This window comes from Clavibacter michiganensis subsp. insidiosus, from assembly GCF_002240565.1.
Taxonomy (GTDB): Bacteria; Actinomycetota; Actinomycetes; order Actinomycetales; family Microbacteriaceae; genus Clavibacter; species Clavibacter insidiosus.
Genome location: NZ_MZMO01000001.1, coordinates 459,998 through 472,981 on the forward strand (window position 1 = coordinate 459,998; position 12,984 = coordinate 472,981).

Consider the following 12,984-nt stretch of genomic DNA (forward strand, 5'->3'; position numbering starts at 1 on the left):
TCCTCACGCATCCATACGGTTCCCTCACGGGGGCGGGGGAACCTCACGAGACTCCTACGCGGCGTCATCGGGACCACCCGGATTGGGGTCGACGACAGCGCTTCGGATGCAGCTGCCGCCGCCTAGAGTCGGCGAGGGTCACCCGCCTGTCGGCACGAGACATCGTGAAGCGTCCTCCTGCCTGATCGACCCGACGCTTCATCTCCATGCGAGGAACACGCCATGCCCCAACTTCCGCCTGCCGGTTGGTACGAGCGTCCCGATGGAACACCCCAGTACTGGAACGGGGCGGAGTGGGTTCCCGCACCGGCGACCAGTGCGGATGCCGAGATCGTCGGGTCAGAGCCGCGTCTGGAAACCAGCGCGCAAGCAATCGAGCCCTCCGAAGAGAGCAGTGGCCGAACCGCGGGTCGAGGCAGGCGGACACGACGCATCGTCATCGCCTCGAGCGTGGCTGCAGCGGTCGTGATCGGCTCTGTGATCACCGCTGGTCTTGTGGTCTACAGATCGGGAGCACCGGAACGGGATTCGTTGGCGGAATGCACGACGCAGCTCCTCTCTCAATTGAAAAGCCCGTCGACTGCTCAGCTCAGCGAGCTGGAGACCCTGGATCGCGAGGAATACGCGACGCATCTGATCACCAACATCAACGAACTGCTCGGCGAGGAGCTCGATTCGGAAACCCCTTTGGATCTGGGAGAGCTTGGCGAGAAGACGCGAGCGAAGATGGATAAGGACGCCGAGAACGGCAAGGTCGACTGGATCGTGGTCGGCGCAGTCGACTCGCAGAACGGCTTCGGGGCGATGGTTCGATCGGACTGGACGTGCGAGACCACGTGGACTGACGGGAAGCTGACAAGCGGTCCTACTGTCGATCTCGGCGAGGACTGAGCGGCTTCAGACCTGAAGACGATCGTCCGTTGCTCGTGCTCTTCCCCCTGAGGTGCGGGGGCTGGCGGCGCGCGTCAGCCCGGGATCGGCAGGTCGACGGGGCCGGCGACGCTCTCGCCGCCGCACTCCGGAGTACCACCGACGCGGGTCCAGGCGAGGTCGGCGTCGGCGGTCGCGAGCACGGTGGCGTCGGCGGCGTAGGCCGTGAGCGTGACCCTGCCCGGGGCTGACATCACGAGTCGCATCGTCCACATGTCCGGGTTCGACCGGAGGGCTTCGTCGGCCAGTTCCAACGGCAGGCGGTCGTCGGCACCGGGGTCCCGGGGATCCTCCGCCGAACGCGAGCACGAGCTGTCATCGCACAGCTCCACCCACGCCACGCGCTCCACCGCCTGCTGGCTGCCCGTCAGGTGGACCTCAGCCTGGTTCGCCCAGGCGATGGCCGGGCACGCGACCCCGTCTCCCACGCACCCGGACGCGAATGCGGCGATCGCGCCTGCGACGAGGAGCGCCGATAGGACGCGGCGGGCTCGTGTGGCGGGCATGCTCGACGGTCGCACGTCCCGGGGCCGCGGTGCCGGATCGTCCCCGGATCGAGACCCTCAGGCGAGGTCGTCGAAGACGCCCCAGCAGATGACGCTGCGGGCGCGCTGGTCGGCGAGGACGGCGGCGCGGAGGTGGGCCGGGATCCGCTCGCGCTGCCAGGTGCGCTCGGCGTCGCGGGCGGCGTCCTGCTCAGCGGGCGGGGCGGCGGCGCTCGCCGCGCGGATCGCGTAGGCGGCCGCGCCCAGGTCGTGCGCCGCGACGTGCGCGACCGCCACCGCCTGCCCGGCCGCGAGCGCCGCGAAGCGGGCCGGATCGGGCAACCCGCGACCGGCCGCGTTCGCCCGGAACGCCTGCTGGTGCGCCTCCTTCATCGGCACCTCGCCGCGGACCCAACCGCGCGCGACGTCCAGCGTCCCCCGGAGGATCGGGTCGCCCGGCAGCTCCGCCTCGAACAGCGGCAGCACGTGCTCCGCGCACGCGACGGCCCACAGCGCGAGCAGCCGGTGGTCGTCGTCGGTCAGCGTGCCGCCGCGGCGCACGGTGATGAGGGCGGGGTCGCGGTCCTTCGGGAGGATGGGCATGCGGGTTCCTCTCGCTCGGTCAGTCGTCACCGACCTTCCCACGGGCGGGCTGCGCAGCGCGAGCGGCGTCGTGCCTCCTTCTGGGGCACGCCTTCGGCCCGGCCGCGCCGCTGGCCGCCTCTAGCGTCAAGGCATGGCGAACCGATCCTCCTGGCTCCAACCCGGCCCTGCGAAGCGCTGCGCCCGGGCCGCCGTGCTCTGGGCCGTGGTCGCCCTGCTGGCCGCCGTGATCGCGATCGTCTTCGTCGACACGCCGCTGTGGGGTCGGATCTGCGAGGCGCTCGCCGCGGTCGCGGGCGTGGCGCTGGCCGCCATCTACTACGCGAGCTACCGCGTGCACGCCCGCGAGGGCCTGCCGGGCTGAGCCCGATCCACCGATCCGCTCCCGCGGCTCCGACGGCGGGATCCGGCCGAGGTCCTGCTCGGTGACCCGTCAGTACCCGATCGTGAAGCGCGGGTCGACCGTGACGACGACGTCGAACCCCGCGAGGTCGGCGGCCGGGATGCCGGCGCGGATGCGGTCCTCGAGCTCGTCGACGTCCACGCGCAGATCGGAGGGGTCGTCGGAGGACGATGCGCCGATGTCCACCGTGAACGCGCGGTCGCGCACGGAGGCGCCGATGGCGAAGGTGCGATCGGGAGCGACCACCAGGGTGCGCTCGCTCAGAGCGCCGACCACCTGGTTGAGCTCGACGCTCGAGATCCCGAGGCCCTCCTGCACGTCGTAGGGGCGCTCGAGCGCGCGCAGCCGCTCGACGACCTCGGCGGGTGCAGCGCCGGAGGACGCCACGGTCGGCACGTCCCCCTCCAGCCGCGCCTCGGCGACGTCGTCCGGGAAGTCCTCCATGATGCCCGCGAGCACGCTGTTCGCGGGGCCCCGCCAGGGCGCCGACAGATCGACGGAGGCCGATGCCGGTGCGGGCGTCGGTGACACGGAGGGCGACGGATCCGCCTCCTCGGCAGCGGCGGCGACGGCCAGCGGCGGTTGCGCGTCGGGGTGTTGGGTGGTGGCCCACGCGAGTCCGCCCAGGGCCGTCGCGCCGAGCGCGACCGCCAGCAGCCCCGATCCGATGCGGTGCATGCGGGATCCTCCCTCGTCGGCCGGTCCGGGAGGCCCGGACGACTGTGCGCCTCCTGGCGACGCTACGGGCGCGGTCGCCGGATCACCAGGCCCGCGATCGGGGCACGGCGGCGGAGGTCCGCGGCCGATGCGCGGGTCACGCCGCCCACTCCGCCACCACGTCCGACCCCACCTTCACGATGAGCACCGCGACCACCACGATGAACGCGACGCGGATGAAGCGGCTGCCGCGGGCGACGGCCATGCGGGATCCGGCGTAGCCGCCGACCATGTTCGCGACGCCCATGCCGAGCGCGAGCGCCCAGAGCACGTGGCCCTGGGGGATGAAGAACGCGAGCGCGCCGAGGTTCGTCGCCACGTTGACGATCTTCGCCTTGGCGCTCGCGAGCACGAAGTCGTAGCCGAGCGCGGTGATGAGCGCGATGATCAGGAACGTGCCCGTGCCGGGTCCGATGAGCCCGTCGTAGAAGCCGATCACCACGCCGAGCAGCGCCGCGATCCCGTGGTGCTTGGGTCCCGTGTGGCGGAGCGCGGCCACGTCGCCGAGCTGCGGGCGGGCGATCGTGACGACGGCCACGATGATCAGCGCGACCACCACGAGCGGCTTGAACACCGACGCCGGCAGCAGCGCCGCGAGGCTCGCGCCGCCGTAGGAGCCGGCCAGCGCGACGGCGGCCATGGGCAGCGCGGTGCGGAGGTCCGGGTGCGTGCGCCGGTACCAGGTGACCGCGCTCGTCGACGTGCCGAACAGCGACGCGAGCTTGTTCGTCGCGAGCGCCTCCACCGGCGTGATGCCCGGCACGAGCAGCAGCGCCGGCAGCTGCAGCAGGCCGCCGCCGCCGACGACCGCGTCGATCCAGCCGGCCGCGAGCGCCGCCAGCAGCATGAGCAGCGCGACCGTGAGCGTGATCTCGCCGAGCGAGCCGCCGATGTCCATGCGCGCTCGCTACTCGGCGGAGCGGGAGCCGGCGTCAGCGCGCGCGTCCGCCGACTCGAGCGCGACCAGGCGGCGGATCTCGTCGGCGTCGACGTTCACGCCGAAGAGCGAGCGACCCGGCTCGAGCACGCGGCCGGCCGCGAGCGGGCCGATGTCGACGGGGTCGAAGCCGAACGCGTCGACGAGGTCGGCGACCGTGGCGCGCGCCGCATCGTCGTCGCCCGCGACCGCGATGCCCTTGCGTCCGGGCTCGCCGGCCGGATGGGGACCCTCGTCGAGGTCGTGGTACCCCATGTGGTTGAAGGCCTTGACGATCGTCGAGTCCGGGAGGAACTCCTGCACGAGCTCGCTCGTGGAGGAGGCGGGCTTCGCGAGGTCGTCGCGGTGGCCGTCGACCTCCCACCAGTAGTTCATGGAGTCGACCACGAGCTTCCCGGCGAGCTCGGCGACCGGCACGGAGGGCAGCTTGCCGAGGGGGAGCGCGAGGATCACGACGTCGGCGCGGGCGGCCGCGTCCGCCGAGGTGGTGGCGACCGCGCCGGGCGCGAGCACGTCGACGATGAGGGCGATGCGCGACGGATCGCCCGAGCCGGAGATGAGCACGGGGTGCCCCGCGGCGATCGCGCGGCGGGCGAGCACCGTGCCGACCTTGCCGGCGCCGAGGATCCCGACGGTGGCGCGGGCGGACGGCTGGTCCCCGGAGACGGCGACCGGCGTCCTCTCGTCGTCGCGGCGGGCGGGGGCGTCGGGGGACTGCGTCATGCCCCCATCATCCTCGCCGCGCGGTGCGCCGCCGGACGCGTCGCCGCACGCCCGGGCCCGGTCGGCCGGCGCAGGGCGACGCTAGGGTGGCCATGCGTCGACGCCCGTCGACACGCGGCTCGCACCCCGATGCGGCCCGTCGGTCCGAGGGAGCGACATGCGCACGATCCCGCTCGGCCCTGATCCCCGTGGCTGACCGCGCCCGCTACTCCGGCGCCGTCCTCGCCCTCGAGCACGCGACGGCGACCGGATCCGACCTGTGCGGCCCCCTCGTCTCCGCCCTCGGCGTGAGCGGCGCCGCGGTCTCCACCCTCGGGGATCCGCTCGGCAGCGAGACCGTCTGCGCGTCGGACGACCGGGCGGCCCGGCTCGACGAGATCCAGCTCGACCTCGGCGAGGGCCCGTGCTGGGAGGCGATGTACTCGCGCCGGCCCGTGCTCGAGCCCGACGTGCAGGGATCCGCCGCCACGACCTGGCCGCTCGCCCGCCAGGCCATGCACGCGACGGGCCTCGGCGCCGTCTTCGCCTTCCCGCTCCTGGTCGCGGGCCTCCGCCTCGGCGCGGTCGACCTCTACTCCCGCACCGCCCGCGACATCTCCGACCGGGAGGTGGCCGACGCCACGATCCTGACCCGGATCGTCGCCCGCCAGGTCCTCCGCCGCGCCCTCCTGGCCGCCGAGGGTCCGCAGGAGGACACTGGAACCCGGGGAGGCCGGTTCTCGCGCCGCGAGGTGCACCAGGCCACCGGGATGGTGGTCGCGCAGATGGGGATCCCGCCGATCGACGCGCTCCTCGTCCTCCGCGGCCACGCCTTCGCCACCGGCCGCCCCCTGCGCGACGTCGCCGAGGACGTCGTGGGCCGCACGCTCGACTTCAGCCCCGACCGCTGATCCGCACCACCACCGCCCACCGCCGAACGATCCAGAGGAACCACGCCGATGCCGGAGACCCGGGAAGCGCTGCTCGTCCACACCTTCGTGAGCCTCGCCGACTCGCTCGTGAGCGGATACGACGTGCTCGACCTGCTGCAGACGCTCGTCGACCAGGCGACCCTGCTGTTCGACGCGAGCGCGTCCGGCATCATCATCGGGCCCGACGCCCAGCACCTCGAGGTCGTCGCGTCCACGAGCGAGAAGAGCCGGCTCGTCGGGCTGATGCAGCTCGAGGTCGGCGAGGGCCCGTGCGTCGAGGCCGTGAGCACCGGCCGGGTCGTGTCCGTGTCCGACGTGCGCGAGATCGCCCACCGCTGGCCGGCCTTCTCGGCGCAGGCAGCGGGCGCCGGGTACGTCTCGGTGCACGCGATCCCGCTGCGGCTGCGCGGGCAGATCATCGGCTCGCTCAACCTCTTCCGCGACCACGAGGGCGCGCTCAACGAGGCCGACGCGACGGCTGCGCAGGCGCTCGCCGACGTGGCGACCATCAGCGTGCTGCAGGAGCGGACGATCCGCGACAGCAGCGTCGTGCACGACCAGCTCCGCCACGCGCTCGACAGCCGGGTGCTCATCGAGCAGGCCAAGGGCGTCATCTCCCACACCCTCGGCGTGGACATGGACGAGGCGTTCCGGCTGATCCGCCGCGAGGCCCGCAGCACGAGCACGGCGATGCCGCCGGTCGCGGCGGGCATCGTGGAGGGGCGCGTGACGCTCCGGGCGAGCGCGCAGCCCTAGGGGCGGGGCAGCCCTAGGCGGCGTCGCCTCGCGGCGTCACGCGAGCGTGCCGTCGAGGATCCGGTCGAGCGTGCCGAGGCCCTCCCAGACGTGGGCGTGGAGTCCGGCCGCACGGGCGGCGTCGACGTTCGCGGGCTTGTCGTCGACGAACACGATCCGCTCGGCCGGGCTGCCGAGGCGCTCCACGGCGTGGGGCCAGACGTCGGCGTCGGGCTTGGCCATGCCGATGCGCGCGCTCACCAGCACGACCTCGAAGCGGGCGCCCCAGCCCGCGGGATCCTCGAGCACGTCGGCGAGCTCGTGCGGCGCGTTGGAGAGGAGCGCGAGCGGGTAGCCCGCGGCGACGGCGCGATCCAGCGCGGCGAGCGTCTCGTCGCCCGGCGCTCCCCAGCGGCGCTGCTCGATCGCGACGAGCTCCGCGAGGTCGTCCTCGCCGGGCGCGGGCAGGTCGAGGTCGCGGGCGACGGCCTCCCAGAACTCCCGCGCGCTGCCGCCGCGGTCGTACTGCTCGCGGTGCGCGTCGAACGCGTCGCGGACGCGGGCCTCGGCGTCCTCGCCACCGGGGGCATCGGGATCGAGCGCGCGGCTGATGGCCCCGATGTCGTCCGGCCGCGTGATGAGCACCCCGCCGATGTCGAAGAGGAGCCAGGGGAGTGCGGGGTCGCGGTTCTCGGGCACGGGTCTCCTTCGGGACGAGCGGACGGGATCCCTCGAGCATGCCCGCTCCGGCGGCGGGGCGCCCGCGTCCTCCCGGCCGTGCGGATCCCGTGAGGGTCGCCGGGCCCTGCGCACGGCTTCCGTGAGGGCGGGCTCGCGCCGCCGTCCGCGGCGGTAGACCTGCTGCCATGACCCTCACCGCCATCCTCCCGTCGCTCCGCCGCAGCATCCCGGATCCGCTCGCCGCCGCCCTCTGGCCCGCCGGCACCGTCTCCACCACGACCGACCTGCGCGTCGGCGACGTGTCCCTCGTCGCGCTCGCCGCGGAGCGCGGCACGCCCTGCACGACCACGGCGGCCTCGGTCGAGCGGGGCAGCAGCGGACACGCGTCGCGGACGGCCTCGGCCTCGGCGGTCGTGCTGCGGATCCTCGCCGTCGCCCCCGCGACCGACTGCTCCCCGCGCGCGCTCCTCGTCGACGCGGACGTCGCCGGCCTCGCCTGCGCCTGGGCCGAGGCGCGGCTCATCGGCCGGGCGTCCACCGCCGCGGCCCGCCCCGCGGAGGTCGGCGGCCAGGCCGTGCGCCTGCCCGCCGACCTCGCGGCCGGCGACCTCATCGCCGTGCCCGTGCCGGCCGCGGTCGAGGTGCGGGGGATCCGCGTGGTCGACGCGTCGACGCCGGTGGCGCTCCCGCGCGCGGCCCGCATCGCGCCCGTCCCCGTGCGCGTCGAGGTGCCCGTCCCCGTGCGCGCCCTGGCGTCCGCGCGCTGATCCGCCGCCGCCGCCCGCCCGTGCGGCCGCGGCGCCGCCCTGTACTACACTCGATCCCGGTGGCGTGTCCGAGCGGCCTAAGGAGCACGCCTCGAAAGCGTGTGTGGGGGAGACTCCACCGTGGGTTCAAATCCCACCGCCACCGCCAGATGGGTCCGGCACCGCGCCTCGCGCGCAGCCCGATCCGCGCGAAGGGCCCCGGGAGACCGGGGCCCTTCTGCGTGCGCGGGGTCGGGGCCGGGCGGGCGCGCGCCTCAGCGCAGCACGCCCAGCTCCCGCGCCGCCGCCACCGCGCCCGTGCGCGAGCTCGCGCCGAGCTTCGAGAAGACGTGCACGAGGTGCGACTTCACGATCGCGTCGGTGATGTGCAGGAGCGCGGCGACGAGCACGTGCAGTCCGGTGCGGAGCCCCACGAACACGGGGGAGAGGGTGCTGTGGGCCATGTCCCCTGGAGCGTACGGCGGCGACGGCCCGCGGGGATCAATCGAAAGTGGGAAGCAGGGAGCAGACCTCTCCCCGATGGAGGCGCGGAGCCCGACGGCGAGGCTGATCACGGCGGCGGGGAGGGACCCCGGCGCCGGAAGGATCCATCGTGTTCGTCGCCTGGCGTGATCTCCGATTCGCCCGGGGAAGGTTCGCGCAGTCCTCGCTCGACGACGCCACGGTCGCGGCCTGGCGCGGCACCGCGGGGGTCACGGCCGTCACGCCCGTCGGCATCGCGCAGGGCCGGGCGACCGTGCCGGGATCGGACGCGGTCGCCGTCGCCCTGTTCGGCGTCCCGCACGGCGCGCCGACCTCCACGGTCACCGACCTGGTGCCCACCGCGGACGACGAGGTCGGCCTGTCGTCGTCGGCGGCGCACGCGCTGCACGCGGCCGTCGGCGACCGGATCACGATCGCGGGCGCCGCCTACGACGTCGCCGCGATCGGCGGCTCGGCGGCGACGGCGACGCGACCGTGCTCGCCGGCTCCGGATCCCCGGACTGGGCCGCCGCCGCGAGCGCCACCCGCACCTCCGCGTCGCCGGCCCTCGCGAGCCTCGGCGCGCTCGAGACCTTCAAGTCGGAGATCGGATCCCTCGCCCTCATGATCGCGATGCTGTTCGGCGTCTCCGCGTTGGTGGTCGGCGCGTTCTTCACCGTCTGGACCATGCAGCGCGCGGGCGACGTCGCCGTGCTCAAGGCGCTCGGCGCGTCCGACGCGTCCCTCGTCCGCGACGCCCTCGGGCAGGCGCTCGTCGTCCTGGTGCTGGGCATCGGCGTCGGGATGGCCGCGGTCGTCGGCCTCGGGACGCTCGCCGGCGGCGCCCTCCCGTTCCTGCTGAGCCCGCTCACCACCCTCCTCCCGGCGGCCGCGATGGCCGTCCTCGGGCTCGCCGGCGGCGCCGTCGCGCTCCGCACCGTCACCCACGCCGACCCCCTCACCGCACTCGGGAGCAACCGATGATCCACCTCGACGACGTCACCCTCACCTTCCCCGACGGGGACTCCCGCATCACCGCGGTCGACCACGTCTCGCTCACGGCGCCCGCGGGCGTCGTCACCGGGATCACCGGGCCGTCCGGATCCGGCAAGTCGTCGATCCTCGCGGTCGCCGCCACGCTGATCCGGCCCGACTCCGGCCGCGTGCTGATCGGCGACGTCGACGCCGCCACCCTCAGCAGGAAGGAGGCGCCGGCGCTGCGCCGGGACGGGATCGGGATCGTGTTCCAGCAGTCGAACCTCGTGCCGTCGCTCACGGCGCGCGAGCAACTGCTCGTGATGGCGGAGCTCGGCGGCGGCGGGCGCGGTCGTCGCGCCGCCGTCCGTCGCCGCGCCGACGCCCTGCTCGACGCGGTGGGCCTGATGGCGCATGCAGGCAAGCGCCCGGCGCAGCTCTCCGGCGGACAGCGGCAGCGCGTCGCCATCGCCCTCGCGCTCGTGAACGACCCGTCCGTGCTCCTCGTCGACGAGCCCACGAGCGCGCTCGACCAGGAGCGCGGCGCCGAGATCATGGACCTCATCGCGCAGCTGACCCACGGTAAGGGCACGGCGACCCTGCTCGTGACCCACGACCTCGTGCACCGCGCCGCGCTCGACCGGCTCGTCACGGTGGTGGACGGGCGGACCGCGGGGGTCGAGGAGGCTGCTGCCGTGCAGTCGGCGGGGCGGGTCGCGGCGGCGCGCTGACCTGCGCGGCGGCGGCGCGCGGCGGCTCCCGGCGCGACGATCGGATCCCGCACAGCGGCGCGGAGGATCCTCATGCGCACGCATGCGGGACATCGCGGGTCGCCGACCCGCGCGCCCCGCCATGATGGGCGCCGGGCATTCCTCCGAGCGAGGGCCCGCCTCCCGCGCATCGAGATCGGAGCACCGCCATGTCCCACGACGTCGAGCCCTCGCCGGGCGCGCCCGAGCCCGGCGCGCCCGACGCCGCGTCCGCCGCGCCGCACGCCGGCCGCGCCGCCGAGCGCGGCGTCACCCCGGGCGTCCTGCTCGCGGCCGAGTGGTCGTGGCGCCTGCTCGTCATCGGCATCGCGGTGGCGGCCGCCGTGTGGATCCTCGTCGCGGTCAAGGAGGTGGTCATCCCCTTCCTCATCGGCCTCCTCATCTGCGCGCTGCTGGAGCCGCTCGTGGGGGCGCTGCGGAAGCGGCGGTGGCCCGCATGGGTCGCCATCACGTCGACGCTGCTCGGCACCGCGGTCGTCATCTCCGGGCTCGTGCTCCTGCTCGTCACGCAGATTTGCACGGGCATCCCCACGCTGCAGCGGGAGGCGGTGGACCGCTTCGAGTCCGTCCGCGACCTCCTCGCGCAGCCGCCCTTCGACGTGGTGCCGTCCGACTACGACGCGCTCCTCGCGTCCGCCGGCAAGGCCCTCGAGAACAGCCGCGAGGCGCTCCTCACCGGCGCGCTCGACGCGGGGCTCGGCGTCGGGCACCTCGTCACGGGCGCGCTCCTCGCCTTCTTCACCATCGTCATCGTGCTCATCGACGGCCGCGGCATCTGGCGCTTCGTCGTCTCCGTATTCCCCCGTCGCGCCCGCCCCGCCATCGACGGCGCCGGCCGCGCGGGCTGGGGCACGCTCTCCGCGTTCACGCGCGTGCAGATCTTCGTGGCGGCCGGCAACGCGGTCGGCATCGGCATCGCCGCGTGGCTGCTCGGGCTGCCGCTCGCGATCCCCATCGCCGTCGTCGTGTTCCTCGCGTCGTTCATCCCGGTCGTGGGCGCCATCGTGTCGGGCGCGTTCGCGGTGGTCATCGCGCTCGTGTTCGTGGGGCCGCTGCAGGCCGTGATCATGCTGGCCGCCGTCATCGGCGTGCACCTGCTCGAGTCGCACGTGCTGCAGCCGCTCGTGATGGGCGGGGCCGTGCACGTGCACCCGCTCGCCGTCGTGCTGTCCGTGGCCGCGGGATCCTACGTCGGCGGCGTCGCGGGCGCCTTGTTCGCGGTGCCGTTCGTCGCGACGCTCAACGTGATGGTCCGGTACATCGCGGGCGGCAGCTGGAAGCCCCGCACCCCCGCCGTAGGATCGTAGGGACGCACCTGCGGAGTCGACGGAGCCGCCCGCGCACGTCTCTACGGGAGGACCCCACATGACCGAGGAGAACTACTCGAATCCGGATCGCAACCTCGGGATGGAGCTCGTCCGAGCCACCGAGGCCGCCGCCATCCGCTCCGCCCCCTTCATCGGCAAGGGCGACAAGAACGCCGCCGACGGCGCCGCGGTCGACGCGATGCGCAAGTTCCTCGGCACCGTCGCCTTCGACGGCCTCGTCGTCATCGGCGAGGGCGAGAAGGACGAGGCGCCGATGCTCTTCAACGGCGAGCACGTCGGCAACGGCTTCGGCCCCGCCTGCGACATCGCGGTGGATCCCATCGACGGCACGAGCCTCACCGCCGCCGGCCGCATGAACGCCCTGTCGGTCATCGCCGTGAGCGACCGCGGCAGCATGTTCGACCCGTCGGCCGTCTTCTACATGGACAAGCTCGTCACCGGACCCGAGGGCCGCGGCGTTGTCGACCTCGACCGCCCCATCGGCGACAACATCCGCGCGCTGGCCGACGCGAAGGGCCTCGCGGTCGAGGACATGCAGGTCGCCGTGCTCGACCGGCCCCGGCATGCCGACCTCATCGCGCAGATCCGCGCGGCCGGCGCCTCCACCCGCCTCCTGCTCGACGGCGACGTGGCCGGCGGCATCAATGCGGCCCGACCCGACTCGCGCATCGACATGTGCGTCGGCATCGGCGGCACCCCCGAGGGTATCATCACGGCGTGCGCGATCAAGGCGCTCGGCGGCGTGCTCCTCTCGCGCCTCGCGCCCAAGGACGACGCCGAGCGGCAGCGCGCGATCGACGCGGGCCACGACCTCGACCGGATCCTCGACCAGGACGACCTCGTCACCGGCGACAACGCGTACTTCGTCGCCACGGGCGTCACCGACGGCGCGCTAGTCGCGGGCGTCACCCGGCATCGCGGCATGATCCGCACCTCGAGCATCGTGCTCCGCTCGCACTCCGGCACCATCCGCCGCGTCGAGGCCGACCACCTCGTCTCCAAGTGGTACAGCGATGCCAGCTGAGCCGACCCGTGCCGACCCCGACATGACCCGCACCCGCACGCGCACCCGCCGCAGCCTGCTGTCCCGCCTCGCCCCGCCCGTGATCGCGGTCGTCGGCGGGCAGGGCGAGTTCGCGTCGCCCGCGCGCACGATGGGCGGCGCCCGTCGCCGGGTGGTCCGTCCGGGCGCCTTCGCGCCGCCGCCGCTCCTCCGGGGCGTCCGGGTGACCGCGCGGATCGCGGGCGGCTGGCGCGTCTACGAGGTGGCGCCCGCGGGTCCCGCGTCGCGACGTCGCGCGCTGTACGCGCACGGCGGCGGCTGGGTCCACGAGATCAGCCCGTTCCACTGGTGGCTGGTCGCGGGGCTCGTGCGGCGCACGGGCACGACGTTCACCGTGCCGATCTACCCGCTCGTCCCGACGGCCACGGCCGACGAGGTCGTCGGGCGCGCGGCGGACCTCGCGGAGGCGCTCGTCGCCGAGGTCGGCGCGGGCAACGTCACGCTCATGGGCGACTCGGCGGGCGGCCAGATCGCGCTGTCCACCGCGATGGTCC

14 protein-coding genes, 1 tRNA gene and 3 pseudogenes are annotated in these 12,984 nt (G+C 74.2%); 11 read left to right on the plus strand and 7 right to left on the minus strand.

Features of this window, described 5'->3' with window-relative positions; all coding sequences use genetic code 11:
* Window positions 1–222: 222 nt before the first annotated feature.
* Complete coding sequence (locus B5P21_RS16500) at window positions 223–891, plus strand: DUF2510 domain-containing protein (RefSeq protein ID WP_133064156.1); 669 nt, start codon at window positions 223–225, stop codon at window positions 889–891.
* Window positions 892–965: 74 nt separating this feature from the next.
* Here the strand turns inward: B5P21_RS16500 and B5P21_RS02485 are convergent, their stop codons facing one another.
* Window positions 966–1,358, minus strand: a complete 393-nt coding sequence (locus B5P21_RS02485) for a hypothetical protein (RefSeq protein WP_133064157.1) — start codon at window positions 1,356–1,358, stop codon at window positions 966–968.
* Between the two features lie 135 nt (window positions 1,359–1,493).
* Window positions 1,494–2,018, minus strand: coding sequence for a putative immunity protein (locus tag B5P21_RS02490; RefSeq protein ID WP_045529827.1), 525 nt, complete (start codon window positions 2,016–2,018; stop codon window positions 1,494–1,496).
* 133 nt (window positions 2,019–2,151) lie between these two features.
* Here B5P21_RS02490 and B5P21_RS16505 point away from each other — a divergent pair, with 133 nt between their 5' ends.
* A complete protein-coding gene (locus B5P21_RS16505) occupies window positions 2,152–2,382 on the plus strand; it encodes a hypothetical protein (RefSeq protein ID WP_133064158.1) in 231 nt (76 codons plus the stop codon).
* A gap of 69 nt (window positions 2,383–2,451) precedes the next feature.
* Here B5P21_RS16505 and B5P21_RS02495 read toward each other — a convergent pair whose 3' ends face one another.
* The 3 genes from B5P21_RS02495 to B5P21_RS02505 all read right to left on the minus strand — a co-directional run bounded on the left by B5P21_RS02495 (window position 2,452) and on the right by B5P21_RS02505 (window position 4,798).
* On the minus strand, window positions 2,452–3,099 hold the full coding sequence (locus B5P21_RS02495) for a hypothetical protein (RefSeq protein ID WP_045529824.1): 648 nt from the start codon (window positions 3,097–3,099) through the stop codon (window positions 2,452–2,454).
* Window positions 3,100–3,235: 136 nt separating this feature from the next.
* On the minus strand, window positions 3,236–4,036 hold the full coding sequence (locus B5P21_RS02500) for a sulfite exporter TauE/SafE family protein (protein WP_045529822.1): 801 nt from the start codon (window positions 4,034–4,036) through the stop codon (window positions 3,236–3,238).
* 9 nt (window positions 4,037–4,045) lie between these two features.
* On the minus strand, window positions 4,046–4,798 hold the full coding sequence (locus tag B5P21_RS02505; protein ID WP_094170722.1) for an NADPH-dependent F420 reductase: 753 nt from the start codon (window positions 4,796–4,798) through the stop codon (window positions 4,046–4,048).
* Between the two features lie 188 nt (window positions 4,799–4,986).
* On the opposite strand from B5P21_RS02505, the gene B5P21_RS02510 reads away from it, so the two are divergent.
* Both B5P21_RS02510 and B5P21_RS02515 read left to right on the plus strand, forming a co-directional pair.
* Complete coding sequence (locus B5P21_RS02510) at window positions 4,987–5,688, plus strand: GAF and ANTAR domain-containing protein (protein ID WP_052663250.1); 702 nt, start codon at window positions 4,987–4,989, stop codon at window positions 5,686–5,688.
* Between the two features lie 48 nt (window positions 5,689–5,736).
* A complete protein-coding gene (locus B5P21_RS02515) occupies window positions 5,737–6,465 on the plus strand; it encodes a GAF and ANTAR domain-containing protein (RefSeq protein ID WP_094170723.1) in 729 nt (242 codons plus the stop codon).
* A gap of 36 nt (window positions 6,466–6,501) precedes the next feature.
* Here the strand turns inward: B5P21_RS02515 and B5P21_RS02520 are convergent, their stop codons facing one another.
* Window positions 6,502–7,143 carry an HAD family hydrolase gene (locus B5P21_RS02520; protein ID WP_094170724.1) on the minus strand — a complete coding sequence of 214 codons (642 nt, stop codon included), beginning with the start codon at window positions 7,141–7,143 and terminating at the stop codon, window positions 6,502–6,504.
* 167 nt (window positions 7,144–7,310) lie between these two features.
* Between B5P21_RS02520 and B5P21_RS02525 the strand changes: the two genes are divergently transcribed.
* Window positions 7,311–7,892 carry a hypothetical protein gene (locus B5P21_RS02525; protein ID WP_045529819.1) on the plus strand — a complete coding sequence of 194 codons (582 nt, stop codon included), beginning with the start codon at window positions 7,311–7,313 and terminating at the stop codon, window positions 7,890–7,892.
* A 58-nt stretch (window positions 7,893–7,950) separates the two neighbouring features.
* A tRNA-Ser gene (locus B5P21_RS02530) sits at window positions 7,951–8,040 on the plus strand.
* A 106-nt stretch (window positions 8,041–8,146) separates the two neighbouring features.
* On the opposite strand, the pseudogene B5P21_RS02535 reads toward B5P21_RS02530, so the two are convergent.
* Window positions 8,147–8,275: pseudogene (locus tag B5P21_RS02535) on the minus strand (DNA-binding response regulator); the annotation flags it as partial.
* Window positions 8,276–8,484: 209 nt separating this feature from the next.
* On the opposite strand from B5P21_RS02535, the pseudogene B5P21_RS02540 reads away from it, so the two are divergent.
* From B5P21_RS02540 to B5P21_RS17495, 5 genes and pseudogenes are all read left to right on the plus strand, one after another.
* Window positions 8,485–9,338: pseudogene (locus B5P21_RS02540) on the plus strand (FtsX-like permease family protein).
* Window positions 9,335–10,060, plus strand: a complete 726-nt coding sequence (locus B5P21_RS02545; protein ID WP_045529817.1) for an ABC transporter ATP-binding protein — start codon at window positions 9,335–9,337, stop codon at window positions 10,058–10,060. The pseudogene B5P21_RS02540 and the gene B5P21_RS02545 overlap by 4 nt, the downstream one beginning before the upstream one ends.
* 188 nt (window positions 10,061–10,248) lie before the next feature.
* Window positions 10,249–11,406 (plus strand): AI-2E family transporter, encoded by a 1,158-nt coding sequence (locus tag B5P21_RS02550; RefSeq protein ID WP_094170725.1) that lies wholly within the window; start codon window positions 10,249–10,251, stop codon window positions 11,404–11,406.
* Window positions 11,407–11,464: 58 nt separating this feature from the next.
* Window positions 11,465–12,451, plus strand: coding sequence for a class II fructose-bisphosphatase (glpX, locus tag B5P21_RS02555; protein WP_045529815.1), 987 nt, complete (start codon window positions 11,465–11,467; stop codon window positions 12,449–12,451).
* A 130-nt stretch (window positions 12,452–12,581) separates the two neighbouring features.
* Window positions 12,582–12,953: pseudogene (locus B5P21_RS17495) on the plus strand (alpha/beta hydrolase); the annotation flags it as partial.
* Between the last annotated feature and the right edge of the window lie 31 nt (window positions 12,954–12,984).